General features: G+C 70.7%; 13 protein-coding genes, 1 tRNA gene and 1 pseudogene. 8 read left to right on the top strand and 7 right to left on the bottom strand.

The genetic code is table 11. The features are described 5' to 3' along the window. The first annotated feature begins 233 nt into the window (after nucleotides 1-233). Nucleotides 234-836, top strand: a complete 603-nt coding sequence (locus PV410_RS44360) for a TetR/AcrR family transcriptional regulator (RefSeq protein WP_500332355.1) — start codon at nucleotides 234-236, stop codon at nucleotides 834-836. Nucleotides 837-1,176: 340 nt separating this feature from the next. Here PV410_RS44360 and PV410_RS44355 read toward each other — a convergent pair whose 3' ends face one another. Together PV410_RS44355 and PV410_RS44350 are read right to left on the bottom strand one after the other, a co-directional pair. After that, entirely contained in the window at nucleotides 1,177-2,241 is a 1,065-nt protein-coding gene (locus PV410_RS44355; protein ID WP_500332354.1) for a hypothetical protein, read from the bottom strand. A gap of 33 nt (nucleotides 2,242-2,274) precedes the next feature. Continuing rightward, nucleotides 2,275-2,836, bottom strand: a pseudogene (locus PV410_RS44350) (NAD(P)(+) transhydrogenase (Re/Si-specific) subunit beta); the annotation flags it as partial. Nucleotides 2,837-2,881: 45 nt separating this feature from the next. Here PV410_RS44350 and PV410_RS44345 point away from each other — a divergent pair. From PV410_RS44345 to PV410_RS44315, 7 genes are all read left to right on the top strand, one after another. Continuing rightward, nucleotides 2,882-3,631 carry a hypothetical protein gene (locus PV410_RS44345; RefSeq protein ID WP_500332353.1) on the top strand — a complete coding sequence of 250 codons (750 nt, stop codon included), beginning with the start codon at nucleotides 2,882-2,884 and terminating at the stop codon, nucleotides 3,629-3,631. 302 nt (nucleotides 3,632-3,933) lie between these two features. Then, nucleotides 3,934-4,917: a LacI family DNA-binding transcriptional regulator gene (locus PV410_RS44340; RefSeq protein ID WP_500332352.1), complete on the top strand. Its 984-nt coding sequence runs from the start codon at nucleotides 3,934-3,936 to the stop codon at nucleotides 4,915-4,917. 372 nt (nucleotides 4,918-5,289) lie between these two features. Beyond that, nucleotides 5,290-7,323, top strand: a complete 2,034-nt coding sequence (locus tag PV410_RS44335) for an amylo-alpha-1,6-glucosidase (RefSeq protein WP_500332351.1) — start codon at nucleotides 5,290-5,292, stop codon at nucleotides 7,321-7,323. A gap of 140 nt (nucleotides 7,324-7,463) precedes the next feature. Further along, nucleotides 7,464-8,756 carry an ABC transporter substrate-binding protein gene (locus PV410_RS44330; RefSeq protein WP_500332350.1) on the top strand — a complete coding sequence of 431 codons (1,293 nt, stop codon included), beginning with the start codon at nucleotides 7,464-7,466 and terminating at the stop codon, nucleotides 8,754-8,756. A 79-nt stretch (nucleotides 8,757-8,835) separates the two neighbouring features. Continuing rightward, complete coding sequence (locus PV410_RS44325) at nucleotides 8,836-9,837, top strand: carbohydrate ABC transporter permease (protein WP_500332349.1); 1,002 nt, start codon at nucleotides 8,836-8,838, stop codon at nucleotides 9,835-9,837. Next, complete coding sequence (locus tag PV410_RS44320; RefSeq protein ID WP_500332348.1) at nucleotides 9,834-10,697, top strand: carbohydrate ABC transporter permease; 864 nt, start codon at nucleotides 9,834-9,836, stop codon at nucleotides 10,695-10,697. The genes PV410_RS44325 and PV410_RS44320 overlap by 4 nt, the downstream gene beginning before the upstream one ends. Nucleotides 10,698-11,051: 354 nt before the next feature. Further along, complete coding sequence (locus tag PV410_RS44315) at nucleotides 11,052-11,477, top strand: hypothetical protein (RefSeq protein ID WP_500332347.1); 426 nt, start codon at nucleotides 11,052-11,054, stop codon at nucleotides 11,475-11,477. Here PV410_RS44315 and PV410_RS44310 read toward each other — a convergent pair. The 5 genes from PV410_RS44310 to sucC all read right to left on the bottom strand — a co-directional run bounded on the left by PV410_RS44310 (nucleotide 11,442) and on the right by sucC (nucleotide 15,666). Next, nucleotides 11,442-11,526 (bottom strand) — tRNA-Leu (locus tag PV410_RS44310). The two genes, PV410_RS44315 and PV410_RS44310, sit on opposite strands and share 36 nt — an antisense overlap. A gap of 129 nt (nucleotides 11,527-11,655) precedes the next feature. Next, a complete protein-coding gene (locus PV410_RS44305; protein ID WP_500332346.1) occupies nucleotides 11,656-13,200 on the bottom strand; it encodes an aldehyde dehydrogenase family protein in 1,545 nt (514 codons plus the stop codon). After that, nucleotides 13,197-13,649 carry a carbonic anhydrase gene (locus tag PV410_RS44300; protein WP_500332345.1) on the bottom strand — a complete coding sequence of 151 codons (453 nt, stop codon included), beginning with the start codon at nucleotides 13,647-13,649 and terminating at the stop codon, nucleotides 13,197-13,199. The genes PV410_RS44305 and PV410_RS44300 overlap by 4 nt, the downstream gene beginning before the upstream one ends. Then, on the bottom strand, nucleotides 13,646-14,521 hold the full coding sequence (sucD, locus tag PV410_RS44295; protein WP_500332344.1) for a succinate--CoA ligase subunit alpha: 876 nt from the start codon (nucleotides 14,519-14,521) through the stop codon (nucleotides 13,646-13,648). Before sucD ends, PV410_RS44300 begins: the two co-directional genes overlap by 4 nt. Before the next feature lie 5 nt (nucleotides 14,522-14,526). Further along, the gene (sucC, locus tag PV410_RS44290) at nucleotides 14,527-15,666 is read right to left on the bottom strand and encodes an ADP-forming succinate--CoA ligase subunit beta (protein ID WP_500332343.1); all 1,140 of its coding nucleotides are present in this window, start codon (nucleotides 15,664-15,666) and stop codon (nucleotides 14,527-14,529) included. Nucleotides 15,667-15,871: the final 205 nt, after the last annotated feature.

Below are 15,871 nucleotides of genomic sequence, written 5' to 3'. Positions count from 1 at the left end.
TTCGAGTGCCTTGGTCACAACGGCCACCTCACAAGTCCAACGACGGGTCGGGAGTGGTGCGTCGGGATCCCATACTGCAGATTGCATACCGTATGGAGTAACCATGGTTGCGGCCCGCGCGGTGGATGTCCAGAGAAGGAGGGCAAAGATTTCCCCCGCGCTCCCTATGGATGACCCACGGTCACCGTGTTAAGTTAACACGAAGATTCGTTTTTTAATTGAAGGATGAATCCATGCCGAAGGTCACGCAGGAGTACATGGAGGCCCGCCGCCGGCAGATCCTGGACGCGGCGCGCCGCTGCTTCCTGCGGGACGGGTTCCATTCCACGTCCATGCAGGACCTCTTCGCGGAGTCGGGCCTCTCGGCGGGCGCGGTGTACCGGCACTTCGCCAGCAAGAACGAGATGATCACGGCCATCGTCGAGGAGAGCATGCGTGACGTCCTGACGATGGTCCACGGTGTCGCCGAGCAGCGGCCCAGCAGCTCCGTCGGGGACCTGATGGCCGATGTCTTCGACATCGTGAAGGCCAAGACCGCCGAGCAGAACATCGCCGGGCTGTCCGTGCTTGCCTGGTCCGAATCCCTGCGGAACCCTTCGCTGGCCGAGCAGTTCAACGACCTGCTGGCCCAGATGCGCTCCGCCCTCACCGAGGTCGTCCGAGAACACCAGCAGGGCGGCACCCTGACACGTGAGGCATCTCCCGAGGCGATCGGCGCCACGCTCATGTGCACGCTGCCCGGCTACATCCTCCACTTGGCCATGGGTGACTCCGAGGCCGTCGAGGGGGTTCCCGACGCGCTCCGCGCGCTCTGGCCCGATGCGGCAGCGTCCTGACACCGCGCCGCGCACGGCGGGCCGGGGCGCTCAACGCCGCATCGACCGGTCTCACGGACCTGGGCCTGCAGGTGCGGGCCTCCAGGTGCAACCGGCACCGGGTGTGCTCCGGGACGGCCAGGTCCCACAGTCCCGCCAGGAACCGCACGTCCACGCCGACCGTCACGGCGTGGCCCGGGCCCCTCCCCGCGATGTCCAACCGGACCAGGGCGGCGGCGCGAAGGACTCGGGCATCGGCCGCGAGCTCGCCACGGAGGGCATTCGGAAGTTCTGCAACCTCAAGACGGTCTGGCACCGCGTCAGGGGCACCCACCGGCACCGGCGGGCGTCCTGGTCGTGCTCAAAGTGCCGTTTCCGCCCAGCGGTTCAGCGTCCCGCTCTTGTCGTCATAGGTGAGCCAGGTCCCATCGCCGAGCGGACGCACATAGCTGTCGACATGGCCCCTGGGATAGCCGACCGATCCGCGTGTCTCCAGACTGTGGGCGTCGAGCAGCCAGTGGCGGGCCTGTTCGGGGTCCTCGGCGGAGTCGATCGTCGAGGCGGTGACCGTGTCGGCGTCCACGAAGCCGCAGCCGTAGTCCCAGCGGGGCGGGTCCTCGTCGCCGGCCGGATCGGGCGAGACCTCGGCGAGCACGGTGCCGTCCAGGGCGTGCAGTTGCAGGTCCCACCCGCTGTGCTCGACGGTCAGGAAGCCCGGGTGCCCCGCATGGACGTCCGTCAGGATGCGGTCCATGCCCTCGTTGAGGTCCCAGCCGGTCAGCTCGCCGCCGTCCCGGCGCGCCCAGTGCAGCAGGATGCCGTCCTGGCCCATGCCGATGCACAGGCCCATGTGGACACCGTCCGGGTGGGACAGATGATGCGAACCGGATGCCGCACTGCCCAGCGGCAGCCGGGCCAGCTCCCGGCCGTCCCGGGCGTCCAGGACGACCCAGCGCTCCTCCCAGTCGCCTTCCGCCGGCTCGGCCACGACATGCGCCCAGACGAGCCGGCCGTCGTCCGAGACCCGGCAGGATCCGTGCTCGTGACCGGGGCACACCTCCTGCTCGTCCCCCGTGTGCGGGTGGCCGACCGCGGGCCCCCAGCAGGCGTGCCGGTACTCCCACAGCGTCCCGCCGCCCCTGCCCACCGCCCGTACCGCACGCTGGCCCGAGAACACCGCGAACGTGCCGTCGGGACTCACCGAGTGGACGCCGCGGTCCCACCCCGGCCAGGGAAGGGGGAAGACGGCGGTCGGCACGCGCTCACCCGCGAACACCTCGTTCAGGTCGTGGACCTCCAGCTCGCGCCCGTTGCCGAGCAGGGCGCGGCACGCACCGCCCCCGCGGCTCTCGAACGCGAAGCCGTTGACGAGTGCGCCCCCACCCGGCAGCTCCACCGAGTCGCGCAGTTGTGCGGTGATCGACATGACCCGAAGGTAGCCGACCCCACCGACAGCGGGTCACAGGACGCGGAGGATGTCCTCGACGCGGTCCTTCGTCGCCGAAGAGCATGGCGGAGTTGTCGCGGTAGAAGAGGGGGTTCTGGACTCCGGCGTAACCGGAGGCCATGGAGCGTTTGAAGACGATGACGTTCTCGGCGTTCCAGACCTGCAGGACGGGCATGCCCGCGATGGGCGAGCCCGGGTCCTCGGCGGCCGCGGGGTTGACGGTGTCGTTGGCGCCGATGACGAGGACGACGGCGGTGTCGTCGAAGTCGTCGTTGATCTCGTCCATCTCCAGCACGATGTCATAGGGGACCTTGGCCTCGGCGAGCAGGACGTTCATGTGGCCCGGCAGCCGGCCGGCGACCGGGTGGATGCCGAAGCGCACGTCGACGTCGCGCTCCCTGAGCTTGCGGGTCAGCTCGGCGATGCCGTACTGGGCCTGGGCGACGGCCATGCCGTAGCCGGGGGTGATGATCACCGAGTCGGCCGATCCGAGGAGCTCGGCGACGCCCTCGGCGGTGATCTCGTGGTGCTCCCCGTAGTCCTTGTCGTCGGCGGGGCCCGCCTCGATGCCGACCTGTACCAGGACGACGGCCGCGCACCCTTCAACTCGGTCAACTTCATGGTCGCCCACGACGGCTTCACCCTCGCCGACCTGTACACGTGCAACACCAAGAGCAACACGCAGCCCTGGCCGTACGGCCCCTCCGACGGCGGCTCGGACCACAACCTGTCCTGGGACCAGGGCGGTAACGCCGCCGACCAGCGCAAGTCCGCCCGCAACGGCTTCGCCTTGCTGATGCTGTCCGCCGGCACGCCCATGATGACCGGCGGCGACGAGACCCTGCGCTCGATCCGCTGCAACAACAATCCGTACAACCTGGACTCCTCCGCCAACTGGCTCGGCCACAGCCCGACCGCGGACCAGAGCACCTTCCGCACCTACGCCCAGCGGCTCATCACCTTCCGCAAGGCGCACCCGGCCATGCGTCCGGCAGCCTTCTACAGCGCCGCCGACAACAACGGCAACGGCCTGGGCCAGCTGAACTGGTTCACCCCCGCCGGCAGCGCGCCCGACGGCGCCTACTGGTCCAGCCCGAACAACCACGCCTTGGCCTTGCGCCTCGATGGCACCGAACTCGGCGACCCCAGCAGCGCCGTCTACGTCGGCTACAACGGCTGGTCCGGTGACGTCGACTTCACCCTCCCCTCACCTGGCGCGGGCAAGCAGTGGTACCGCGTCACCGACACCTCGACCTGGGCCGAAGGACCCGATCAGGTGGCCTCCCCCGGCTCCGAAGCCCTCGTCGGCGGCGCCGGCACTGTCTACCGCCTGCACGGCCGGGCCATCCTCCTGCTGATCGCGAAGTAGCCCGATCCCCGAACGCGTGGCGGGTACGCCCCGGCCCGGACGGGACTGACGGCAGTCTCGACCGGGCTGCGCGCCTGCCGCGCCCCGCCGTGTACCGGCACCAGGTGACCGACGGCCCGGTAAGCTGCCCGCCGCGCCCCCAGTCCAGGGAGCGGGGCCACAGGGTCCAGAATGCGGCCCGCACCGGTTCGTTCGGTGGCCGTCGCGGTCGGTGAACAGGCGATGGCTGTCTCCGTCCTCGCCGGTAGACTGGTACTCCTATGCGTAAGCGCTCCGTCTCGCCGGCTCCCACCGTCAACGATGTGGCACGTATCGCGGGGGTATCCCGCCAGACGGTCTCCAACGCCCTGAACACACCGGATCGCTTGCGCCCGGAGACGCTGGACCGCGTGCTCCGGGTGATCAAGGAGATCGGCTATGAGCCCAACCGGGCGGCGAGGTCGCTCAGGACCCAGGCGTCGCGGCAGATCGGCTACTGCGTCGAGGTAGGGCGGGGTGGCACATCGAATGTGATCCTCGACCGATTCCTGCACGCGCTCGCGGCGGCGGCCCAGGAGAACGGCTACCGCGTGGTGATCTGCGCCGCGCAGGATTTCCAGGACGAGCTGGCGACGTACGACGAGATGCTGCGCACGTCCAGCGTCGACGCCTTCATACTGTCCCGGCTGGACCCCGGCGATCCCCGACCGGAATGGCTCGCCTCACGGAACGCGCCTTTCGTGGGCTTCGGCCGGGCGTCCCATGCCCCGCCCGGGCAGTTGTGGGTTGATGTGGACGGCGCAGCCGGCATCGGCGCGGCTGTGGACCACCTCGTCGCCAGAGGTCACCGGGAGATCGCGTTCCTCGGGATGGAGGAAGGCAGCGGGCCGGGACAGGACCGCCTGCTCGGATGGCGCCTGGCCATGGACCGGCACGAACTGGTCGCCCACAACTCCGCCCGCTCGCCCGACACGATCGACGACGGCGCCGCCGCTGCCGCTGAACTGCTGCGCGCCTGGCCCCGCCCCACGGCGGTGGTGGCGGCCAGTGACACCCTGGCGCTGGGGTGTTACACGGCAGTCCGGGACCAGGGGCTGGCCATCGGACGGGACGTGGCAGTGGTCGGCTTCGACGACTCCCCTGCCGCCGCGCTGGTCCAGCCCTCGCTGACCACGCTGCGGCAGCCTTTGACCGAGGTCGGACGTGCGGTGATCAGGCTGCTGACCGCCCTCCTGGCAGGGAGCCCACCCGCCGCATCCGAGTACGTGCTGTTCGAACCGGAGTTGATCGTCCGTGAGAGCTCCTGACGCTCGCGGCAATCCGCCCGCTGCTTCCGCGTAGGTTCTGCGGGACGGGAGTTGACCGTCGGCGGGAGCACCTGAGTTCCTCCACACGGAACACCACGGAAACGTTGAGGAAACTCCCCCTAGTCAGGTGGTCCGCCACATGGCATAGTCCTGCGCGTCGCAGTTTTGATCGTTCAACTTCCGGGTCGCCGACGACGGTTCGAGCTCGGCGCCAGGACTCTGTACGTCAGCGACCGCCGATCGGCCGCGTGTCCACCGCTGCTGTCTTCCGCATTCACGGTCGACGCACCGGGTGACGGCACCAGCCCATGAATTCGGCGGCGGTTGCGCTGCGCGGCCCCACCGGTGACCCGCTTGACCGAAGGAGGCAGGGTGACGACCCCTCACCCACCTGCGCTGCACGACCTCGTGACCGTGCTGCGTGCCCCCGCCGCCGCGCTGTGCGGGTCGGACGGCCAACTGCGGACGGGCGGCGCGGACGGCTACTACGACAACGACCGCCGGATGCTCTCCCGGCTGGAGGTCGAGATCGTCGATGCCGAGGTCCGGCCGGTGGGCCGGTCACTGACCCGGTCGTCCGAGGCCCGGTTCACCGCCGCCGTGCAGCCGGTCCGCGGAGCTGCGGCCGACACGGACCTGATGCTGGAGCGCCGCCGGGTGCTGACGCACAGCGCCCTTGAGGAGCACCTGAGGCTGCGCACCTTCGGCGACGCCCCCCTGCGGGTGCGGGTGCGGGTGCGCGCCGAGTCGGACCTGGCTCCCGTGCACGAGGTCCGGTCGGGCGAGCGCATCCGCCCTGTCCCCCCGGTCACCGCCGGCGGCGAGGTTCGCTGGGACCGCGACGGCACGGGGGTCGTCCTGACCGCGGCCCCGGCGCCGGCCGAATGCCGGGAGGAGGGTGGAACGGCCGTCCTGTGCTTCGAGGCCGAACTGCCGCCCAGAGGCTCCTGGTCGCTCTCCCTTCGCGTGTGCGCATCGCCCGACACCGACCCGGCCACTGCTTCCGGCGGCGCGCCGCGAGCCGCATTCGGCGCGCCACTCGACTCGCTGCCTCCGCCATGGGCCGCGCCCGCGCAAGCGCCGGTCGACCACCGCCGGGCGCGCCTGCTGCAGAGCAGTCTCGAGGACCTGCAGGCCATGCTGCTGTGCGACCCTCTCGATCCGCGGGACCGCTTCCTCGCCGCCGGGAGTCCTTGGTACTTCACCCTCTTCGGACGCGATTCGCTCTGGTCCGCCCGGATGCTGCTGCCCCTGGGCACCGCGGTTTCCGGGGGCACGCTGCGCACCCTCGCCCGCAGGCAGGGCCGGCGGGACCTGCCCGAGGCGGAGGAGCAGCCCGGGAAGATCCTGCACGAGGCGCGCCCGGAGCCGCTGCGGCTGGGCAGCCTCACACTGCCCCCGCTGTACTACGGCACGGTCGACGCCACGGCGCTGTGGGTGCGCCTGCTGCACGACGCCTGGCGGGCGGGCCTGCCCGAGGCCGAGGTCGCCGAGCTGCTGCCGCACCTGCGGAAGGCCCTGCGGTGGATCACCGAAGCGGGTGACGCCGACGGGGACGGGTTCCTCGAGTACCGGGCCACCGTCCCGGGAAGCCTGGCGAACCAGGGCTGGAAGGACTCCCACGACGGGGTGCGCTGGTCCGACGGACGGCTCGCGGAGGCACCGCTGGCACTGTGCGAGGTCCAGGGGTACGCGCATGCCGCCGCCGTGCAGGGCGCGGACCTGCTGGAGAGCTTCGGTGCCGGCGGAGCAGAGCCGTTGCGGGACTGGGCGGCCCGGCTGCGTGAGCGTTTCCGCGAGGCGTACTGGGTCTGCGACGACGTCGGGCCCTATCCAGCGATCGCGTTGGACGGGGCCAAGCGGCCGGTGGACGGCGCCTCCTCCAACATGGCCCATCTGCTCGGCACCGGGCTGCTTTCACCCGACGAGGCGGCTTTGGTCGCCCGCAGACTGTCCGCGCCGGACATGGACTGCGGATTCGGACTGCGGACCCTCTCCTCCACCAGCGCTGCCTTCAACCCGATGAGCTACCACTGCGGCAGCGTCTGGCCGCACGACACAGCCATCGCCGTGCTCGGGTTGGCCGCCGAGGGCCACCACGAGGTGGCCCGCTCACTGGCGAACGGAGTGGTCGAGGCCGCGGAACGCTTCGGATACCGACTGCCGGAGCTGTACGCAGGGGTCTCGGCGGCCGACAGCGGGCCCCTGCCCGCCTATCCCTCGGCCTGCCGTCCCCAGGCCTGGGCGGCCGCCGGGGCGGTGGCGGTCATCGGGTACCTGGAGAGCCGGGCCGCGGCGCCCTCTCCGGGCACCCCGCCTCCGCAGGCGGGGAACGCTCCGGCGCTCCCGGTGCCGACCCACCGGACAGACACTCGACCCGGACACAGCGGGCGTATCAGGTCCTGAAACCGCCGAGGGCTGACGGGAAAAGCGCCTGACAGCAGAACGTCGGCGCAGTGTGCACGCTCACGATCCGATGTGATTTTTTTCGCTGCCGCACCATTCGAATCCGCGCCGACCGGCGCTGCTCAACGAGGAGCAAGGGAATGACCAGTCGAAGAATTCTGCAGGCGGCCGCTGTTGCCGCGGCCGCCGCACTCGCCGCCAGTGCGTGCAGCAGCAACGGGACGGACAAGAACGCGGGAGACCAGGGCTCCGGTGATCGCGGTCCCATAACCCTGGCCACCGGCAAGGACACCTCCGGCAATCTGCAGAACCTGCTCGACGAGTGGAACTCCGCGCACCCCAGGGAAAAGGCCACCATCACCGAACTGCCCACCTCCGCGGACGCGCAGCGTCAGCAGATGGTGCAGAACGCCCAGGTGAAGTCGGACGCGTACTCGGTGCTCGGCCTCGACGTGACCTGGACCGCCGAATTCGCCGCCAACCGCTGGATCGACCAACTTCCGGCCGGGGACTTCCCGCTGGACGGCCTGCTGCCGTCCGCCGTCGACACCGCGAAATACCGGGGCAAGGTGTACGCGGCCCCGTACCAGTCCAACGGCGGGATGCTCTTCTACCGCACCGACCTGCTGAAGAAGGTCAAGGCCGAGGCGCCGACCACCTGGACCGAGATGGCGGCCGTCTGCAAGAAGGTCCTGAAGCTGCCCGAGGCCTCCAAGATGAGCTGCTACGCGGGCCAGTTCGACAAGTACGAGGGCCTGACCGTCAACTTCTCCGAAGCCGTCCAGTCCGCCGGCGGGGAACTGTTCGACGACAACGGCAAGCCGACCGTCGACACACCCGAGGCGAAGGCCGGCCTGAAGTGGCTCGTGGACAGCTTCAAGGACGGCACCATCCCGAAGGAGGCGCTGACCTACCAGGAGGAGAACGGCCGCGAGGCCTTCCAGGCGGGCAAGCTCATCTTCCTGCGCCAGTGGCCGTATGTATGGAACCTCGCCAACGAGACCGACGGCTCCTCGAAGGTGGCGGGCAAGTTCGACGTCGCTCCGCTGCCGGGAATGAACGGCCCCGGCTCCTCCACCCTGGGAGGCCTGAACCTGGCCGTGTCCACATTCGCCCCGCACAAGGCGTCCGCGCGGGACTTCATCAAGTTCCTGACCAGTGAGGAAGCCCAGCGCTCCAACCTGCTGAAGGCAGCGGTCGCGCCGACCCGGGCGAACCTGTACAGCCAGGCCGACCTTCAGAAGAAGTTCCCCTACCTCGCGACGCTCGGCAAGTCGATCGAGAGTGCCCGGCCCCGGCCGAAGGCCGTGCGCTACGGCGATGTCACCGCGGCCATCCAGAACGCCATTTATCCGGTGGTCTCCGGAAAGGCGAGCCCCGACACCGCGCTCACCGACCTGCAGCAGCAGTTGGAGAAGATCACCGCAGAGTGAGTCGTCCCCGGCCGGGCGGCGCCCTCCGCGCTCCGTGCCCGGCCGGGGCGATCGGCGTTCCCCCGAAGAAGGACACCTCGTGACCACCACCATCCGGACAGCCACCGCGCGTCCTGTCCCAAGGCTCCGCAAGAGCCGGGGTGACGGCCGCCTCGCGGCCGCCCTGCTCTCGCCCACCCTCCTCGTCCTCGGCCTGGTCATCGCCTATCCCCTGGTGGCCGCCATAAGGGCTTCCCTCTTCCAAGAGGGCCAGGGCCTCGACGCCGACGGCTTCGTGGTGGAGGGGGAGCGATTCGCGGGCCTGCGCAACTACACGGACGCGTTCTCAGGGACCAACGCCTCGATGTTCTGGAATGCCTTCTGGAACACCACGTTCTTCACCGTCACCACCGTGTCGATCGAGGTGCTCATCGGCATCGCGATGGCCATGGTCATGAACCACGCCCTGCGCGGGCGCGCCGTCGTGCGCGCGGCCATTCTGGTGCCATGGGCCATCCCTACGGCCGTCTCCGCGCTGCTGTGGCGGTGGGTCTTCGACGTCAACGGCGTGGCCAACGCCCTGCTCGGCCGGCAGATCCTGTGGACCGCAGACGGGTGGCAGGCGAAGCTGGCGGTGATCGTCGCCGACACGTGGAAGACCGCGCCGTTCATCGGCCTCCTGGTTCTCGCGGGCCTGCAGTTGATACCCCGTGAGCTGTACGAGGCGGCCCGGGTCGACGGCGCCGGTCCCTGGCGCCAGTTCCGCAGCATCACACTGCCCCTGGTCAAACCCACCCTGCTGATCGCCGTCCTGTTCCGCATCCTGGACGCGCTGCGCATGTTCGACCTGCCCTTCGTCCTGATCGGCGGCCGGAAGCACGAGGTGGAGACGCTGGCGATGCTCGCGTACTACGAGGCCAGCAATGTGCGCTACGGCCCCGCGGCCGCCTACGCGACCCTCCTGTTCGCCTACGTCGTCATCGTGGCGTTCGCCTTCGTGAAGCTGCTCGGCACGGACCTCATCGGAGAGGCCAGAGCCCGCCGGCGCACCGCCCGCACGACCCGGACGCCCGCCCCGGCACGAAAGGCCACCACCGCATGACCGCCGCCGACCACCCCGTACCGGCTCCGGCCCGGCGGTACCGCCCGACGGCCCTGCTGCGGCCCCTGGGCATCGCCGCCATCGTCTTCTACTGTCTCGCGCCGTTCTACTGGATGGTCGTGTCGAGCTTCCGGCGCCCGACCGACCAGTTCCAGCTCTCGCTGCTGCCCCATCCGTGGTCCGGCGCCAACTTCGCCGCGGTGTTCAGGCCGGACGTCGGCTTCCAGCGCTCGCTGCTCAACAGCCTCGTCGTGGCCGGCGTGACCACCGCGCTCACGCTGCTGGTCGGCACCGTCGCGGCCTATGCGCTGGCCCGCCTGGAATTCCGCTTCAAGGGCGCTGTCGCGGCGGTCATCATCGCCACGTCCATGTTTCCCGGGATCTCGCTCATCATCCCGTTGCTGAGGCTCTTCTCGGACATCGGATGGATCAACACCTACCAGGCCATGGTCGTCCCCAGCATGTCCTTCGCCCTTCCGTTGGCCGTGTGGACGCTCACCGCGTTCTTCCGCCAACTGCCGGCGGAACTGGAGCAAGCCGCCATGGTGGACGGCTGTACTCGGGGGCAGGCATTCCGGAAGGTCATCATTCCCATCGCCGCTCCGGGCATCTTCACCACGGCGATCATCACCTTCATCGCGGCCTGGAACGAATTCATCATCGCTCTGTCCATGGTCAACCAGAAGTCGATGCAGACGGCGACCGTCGCCATCTCGCGCTTCACCGGCGCCTATCGCTTCGACCAGCCGTACGGCACGCAGATGGCGGCCGGTGTCCTGGTCACAGTGCCCCTCGTCATCGCCGTACTCGTCTTCCAGCGGCGCATCATCGCCGGACTCACCGCCGGCGGCGTGAAGTAGGGGGCTGTTCCCGGGTGGTGGACACCAGACCGTGCGCCGACGTCCAGCGATCTCGTTCGGACACGCGGCCGGCCTGGGCATCGACCTGGAAACCCTCCGAGGACCAGCCGCCACCAGGTGATCCGCTGCCCGGCGGTGGACGGTTGAGCGCACGCCGGGCCGGACGATGTTCCACCGCCGGCCGGCCCTGACGGCGAGGCCTCCCCTGCCGATCCGAGGCCGTCGTCCACCTTGCCATGACCGACCTGATGACCCGGCGCCTCACTGGTGGAGCCACCCTGACCGGCGAGCCCCGCCCCCTCGGAAGGCAGCCACCCTCGATTCGGATGCACGACGCACGAACGGTGCGCACTGATGCAGCCGACGCCACTACCGCTGCGGCGGCCGTCGTCCGCGCCTGCGACGGCGACGGCCGCCGGCGACGGCGGACTCTCCCGCTACCGGGCCCTGATCGATTCCGGAGCCGCCGACTCCAAGACCGTCGCCCAATGGATCACCGAGACCGAAGCCCGCCGAGCCATCCCGGCGGCCCAGCTCCGCACCCGCAAGCCCCGCGTGCTCTCGCGCGAGAAAATTGCCGAGTTCGTGGACGCGGCGGGAGACGCCGCAGATGCGCTCCGTAGCGCCCCAGGGAGGCAGATGAACCGGCTGTGGCGGGCGCTGGGGCTGCGGATGACCTACCAGCTGCAACAGCACAAAATGCTGGCCGGAATCGCTCCCAGCCAGCATTTCGTTGGTGAAAAGTGTCCGAGGGGGGACTTGAACCCCCACGCCCGATAAAGGGCACTAGCACCTCAAGCTAGCGCGTCTGCCATTCCGCCACCCGGACAGGTGATCCGCAGGGCTGGCCCCGCGGCGACAGGCACAACGATACCAAGGATTCGGGGTGGGTTTCACCTGCGTATCCGCAGGGTGCACAGGGTGCCGGGGCCGTGTGGGCCCCGGCACCGGAGTGCCGCTATACAGCCTCGGGCGGCATCAGGTGGTAGCCCGGGAAGTTCCCCGGGGGGCGTTCGCCCGCGGGGCCGCGCGTGACGGCGCGGACCAGCAGGTCGCCGCCGACGAAGGCGCCGCGCCAGGAGGCGCCGAGGCCGCCGAAGGGCTCGGCGTGGTCGCCCCGGGACCGGGGCCTGTTGTGGCCGATCTTGAAGGCGCGGATGTCCGGGGCGAGGCGGGCGAAGGTGTCCTCGTCGTCGGTGGAGAGGGTGGCGACGAGGGCGCCGTCGCCGGCGTTCATGGCGGCCAGCAGCTCCGCCTCGGTGTCGACCGGGACGATCGTGTCGACCGGGCCGAAGGGCTCCGCATGGTGCAGCGGGGAGGTGGTGGGAGGGTCGAGGAGGGTGACCGGCGCCAGGTAGGCGGAGGTGTCCTGGCCGGGCAGCAGGCGGGCGTCGGCGAGGCTGCCGCGGTGGAGCGGGGTGGCGCCGCGGTCGATGGCCTCGGAGACGAGGTCGTCCAGTTCCTTGGCCTTGGCCGCGTTGATCAGCGGCCCGAAGTCGAGCTCGGGGAGGTCGTCCCCGGGGTCGTCCACGGCGAGCGGGTGGCCGAGGCGCACGGAGCGCACGACGGGCAGGTAGGCGGACAGGAAGTCGGCCAGGAGTTCGCGCCGCACGACGAAGCGGGGGTAGGCGGTGCGGCGCTGCTTGGCGTAGTCGAAGGTCCCGCTGAGGTGACCGGTCAGGGTCTCCCAGTCGCTGTAGTCCCACACGCCCCAGGTGTTCAGGCCCTCCTGCTCGATGACATGGCGTCTGCTGGGGTCGGTGAGGCCGGAGGCGACCCGGCCGCCCGCGTCCCGGCCGCCGACGGAACAGACGCAGCCGATCTCCGGGGCCCGTACCAGCGCCCCGCAGAGCTCGTCGCCGCCGCCGACCAGGGTCACCGGTACGTCCTCGCGGGCGATGAGCGCGCAGGCCAGGGTCAGGCAGGCGAGGCCCCCGTCGGCGGGGGTCCTGGCGATGGCGGCGTTGCCGGCCAGCGCCTGCACGAGCATCGCGTGGACCAGGATGCTCATGGGGTAGTTCCAGCCGGCGAGGTTGGCGACCGGGCCGGGCAGCGGGCGGCGCCACTCGACCATGTCGTCGATCTCTCCGACGTACCAGCGGACCCCGTCGACGGCCCGGTCTACGTCGGCCAGGGCGAGCCGCCAGGGCTTGCCGATCTCCCAGACCAGGAGGAGCGCGAGCAGCACGCGGTGCTCGGCCAGGGCGTCCAGGGCGGCCGAGACCCGCGCCCTGCGCTCGGGAACCGGGATCATCCGCCAGGCGCGGTGCTGGTCGAGGGCGGCGCGGACGGCCTGCCGGGCGGTGTCCGCGTCGAGCCGGGGCACCCCGGCGACGGGGGTGCCGTCGACGGGGCTGGTGGCCGGCAGGATCCGGCCGTCGGTCCGCCAGGCCCCGGCCCACAGGTTGAGCACGCGGTCCTCGTGGAACGCCTCGGGGGCGGCCCGCAGGCACCGCTGCCAGGCGTCGGTCCAGGCCGTTCCGGGTTTGAGGGTGAGGGTCATGGCTGCTCCGCCCGATCACGGCGGATCTCCCGCAGCGCACCACCACGGGTGTAGAGGAATCCCCGCACCACCTCGGTGCGGGGCAGCTCCGTGGCGGCGCGGAGGCGGGCCATGCACGCGCGCAGGTCCTGCTCGGGGTCGCCCAGCACCGCGCAGTCCTCGTGGTGCACCAGCACGATCTCGCGGGTGCCGCCCTGCAGTTGGCTCAGCCGGAGCGAGCGGAGGGTGTCGGGGGTGACGCACCCGCCCGCGTTGCGGATGACGTCGGCGTCGCCCGGCCGCAGCCCGAACATCGCCTCGACGCCGAGCCGGGCGTCCATGCACGCGACGACGGCTACTCCGGTGCGGGCCCGCGTCCTTGTGAGGTCGAGCGGTACGAGTGCCGCGCCCACGTCGTACCTGCGGGTGAGCAGCTGCTCCACGCCCGCGGCCCCGGTGGGGGCGGTCACCGCAGCAGCCCGCGCACGAGCCGTGCGGTCTCCGAGGGGGTGCTGCCGACCTTGACGCCGGCGGCCTCCAGCGCCTCCTTCTTGGCCTGCGCGGTGCCGGAGGAGCCGGAGACGATGGCGCCGGCGTGGCCCATGGTCTTACCCTCGGGCGCCGTGAAGCCCGCGACGTAGCCGACGACCGGCTTGGTGACCAGGCGGGAGACGTAGGAGGCGGCGCGTTCCTCGGCGTCGCCGCCGATCTCGCCGATCATGACGATCAGGTCGGTGTCGGGGTCGTCCTGGAAGGCGCGCAGGCAGTCGATGTGGGTGGTGCCGATGACGGGGTCGCCGCCGATGCCGACGGCGGTGGAGAACCCGAGGTCGCGCAGCTCGTACATCAGTTGGTAGGTGAGCGTGCCGGACTTCGACACCAGGCCGATGCGGCCGGAGGTGGTGATGTCGGCCGGGATGATGCCCGCGTTGGACTGGCCGGGGCTGATGAGACCGGGACAGTTGGGCCCGATGACGCGGGTGCCGGAGGCGACCGCGCGGGCCCGGAAGGCGACCGTGTCGTGCACGGGGACGCCCTCGGTGATGACGACGACGAGCCCGAGGCCGCCGTCGACGGCCTCGTCGACGGCGGCGCGCACGAAGGGCGGCGGCACGAAGACGACGCTGACGTCGGCGCCGGTCGTGCCGACCGCCTCCTTGACCGAGCCGAAGACGGGGACGGTGCGCCCGTCGAACTCGACCCTCGTGCCGGCCTTGCGCGGGTTGACTCCGCCGACGACGTCCGTCCCCGAGGCGAGCATGCGGCGGGTGTGCTTCATGCCCTCCGAGCCGGTCATGCCCTGGACGATCACCTTGCTGTTGCGGTCGAGGAAGATGGCCATCGCGATCAGCTCCTTGCGGGCTCGGCGGCCCGCGCGGCCGCGCCGTCCATGGTGTCCAGCTGCTGTACGAGGGGGCCCAGCGTCGCCGCGGCCTCGTCGAGGACGGCCCGGCCGCGCTCGGCGTTGTTGCCGTCGAGGCGGACGACGAGGGGCTTGGTGAGCTCGACCAGGTCGAGGGCCTGGACGATGCCGTCCGCGACGGCGTCGCAGGCGGTGATGCCGCCGAAGACGTTGACGAGGACGGAGGTGACGTCGGGGTCGGAGAGGATGACGCCGAGCCCGTCGGCCATCACCTGGGCGGAGGCGCCGCCGCCGATGTCGAGGAAGTTGGCGGGGGCCCCGCCGTGGTGGGCGACCACGTCGAGGGTGCTCATCACCAGGCCCGCGCCGTTGCCGATGACGCCGACGGTGCCGTCGAGCTTGACGTAGTTGAGGCCCTTGGCGCGGGCGGCGGCCTCCAGGGGGTCGCCCTCGCCGGGGGTCTCGTACGCCTCGTGGTCCGGGTGGCGGAAGCGGGCGTTGGCGTCGAGGGAGACCTTGCCGTCCAGGGCGAGGAGACGGCCGTCCGTGGTGCGGACCAGCGGGTTGACCTCGACCAGCAGGGCGTCCTCCGCAGTGAAGACCTCCCACAGCGCGATCAGCACGGGCACGGTCTCCTCGGGGAGCCCGGCCGCTTCGGCGATCTGCCGGGCCTTCTCCTCGCTGACGCCCTCGGCGACGTCGACGGGGACGCGGGCCAGGGCCTCCGGCCGGGTGGCGGCGACCTCCTCGATGTCCATGCCGCCCTGGGCCGAGGCCATGGCGAGGAACGTCCGTTCGGCGCGGTCGAGGAGGAAGGAGACGTAGTACTCGTCCTGGATGTCGGCGGTCGGCGTCAGCATGACCTTGCCGACCGTGTGGCCCTTGATGTCCAGGCCGAGGATGGCGCGGGCCTTGTCCTGCGCGTCCGCGGGGTCGGAGGCGAGCTTCACGCCGCCGGCCTTGCCCCGGCCGCCGGTCTTCACCTGGGCCTTCACCACGACCTGCCCGCCAAGGCGTTCGGCCGCGGCCCGGGCCTCGGCGGGGTCGTCCACCACGTGGGCGGCGAGCACGGGGACGCCGTGCCGCGCGAAGAGCTCCCGTGCTTGGTACTCGAACAGATCCATCGTCAAACGCACCTGCCCTGACTCGGGGTCGGACGATAATCCGGTGCAGACCTCTGGACACCGGGTCGTCCATGCGGGATAAACGTCTGCATACAGTATTCGTCGCCTGTATGCAATGTACAGACCGCGGGGTGGAATCCCGCGTTCGGCCCGCTCACCGGCCCCCCGACCGGAAGGAACCTTGGTTGTGACGAAGGCTTTGGAG

This window comes from Streptomyces sp. PA03-5A, from assembly GCF_033792725.1.
Classification (GTDB): domain Bacteria; phylum Actinomycetota; class Actinomycetes; order Streptomycetales; family Streptomycetaceae; genus Actinacidiphila.
This window is presented reverse-complemented; position numbering and strand designations above follow the sequence as displayed.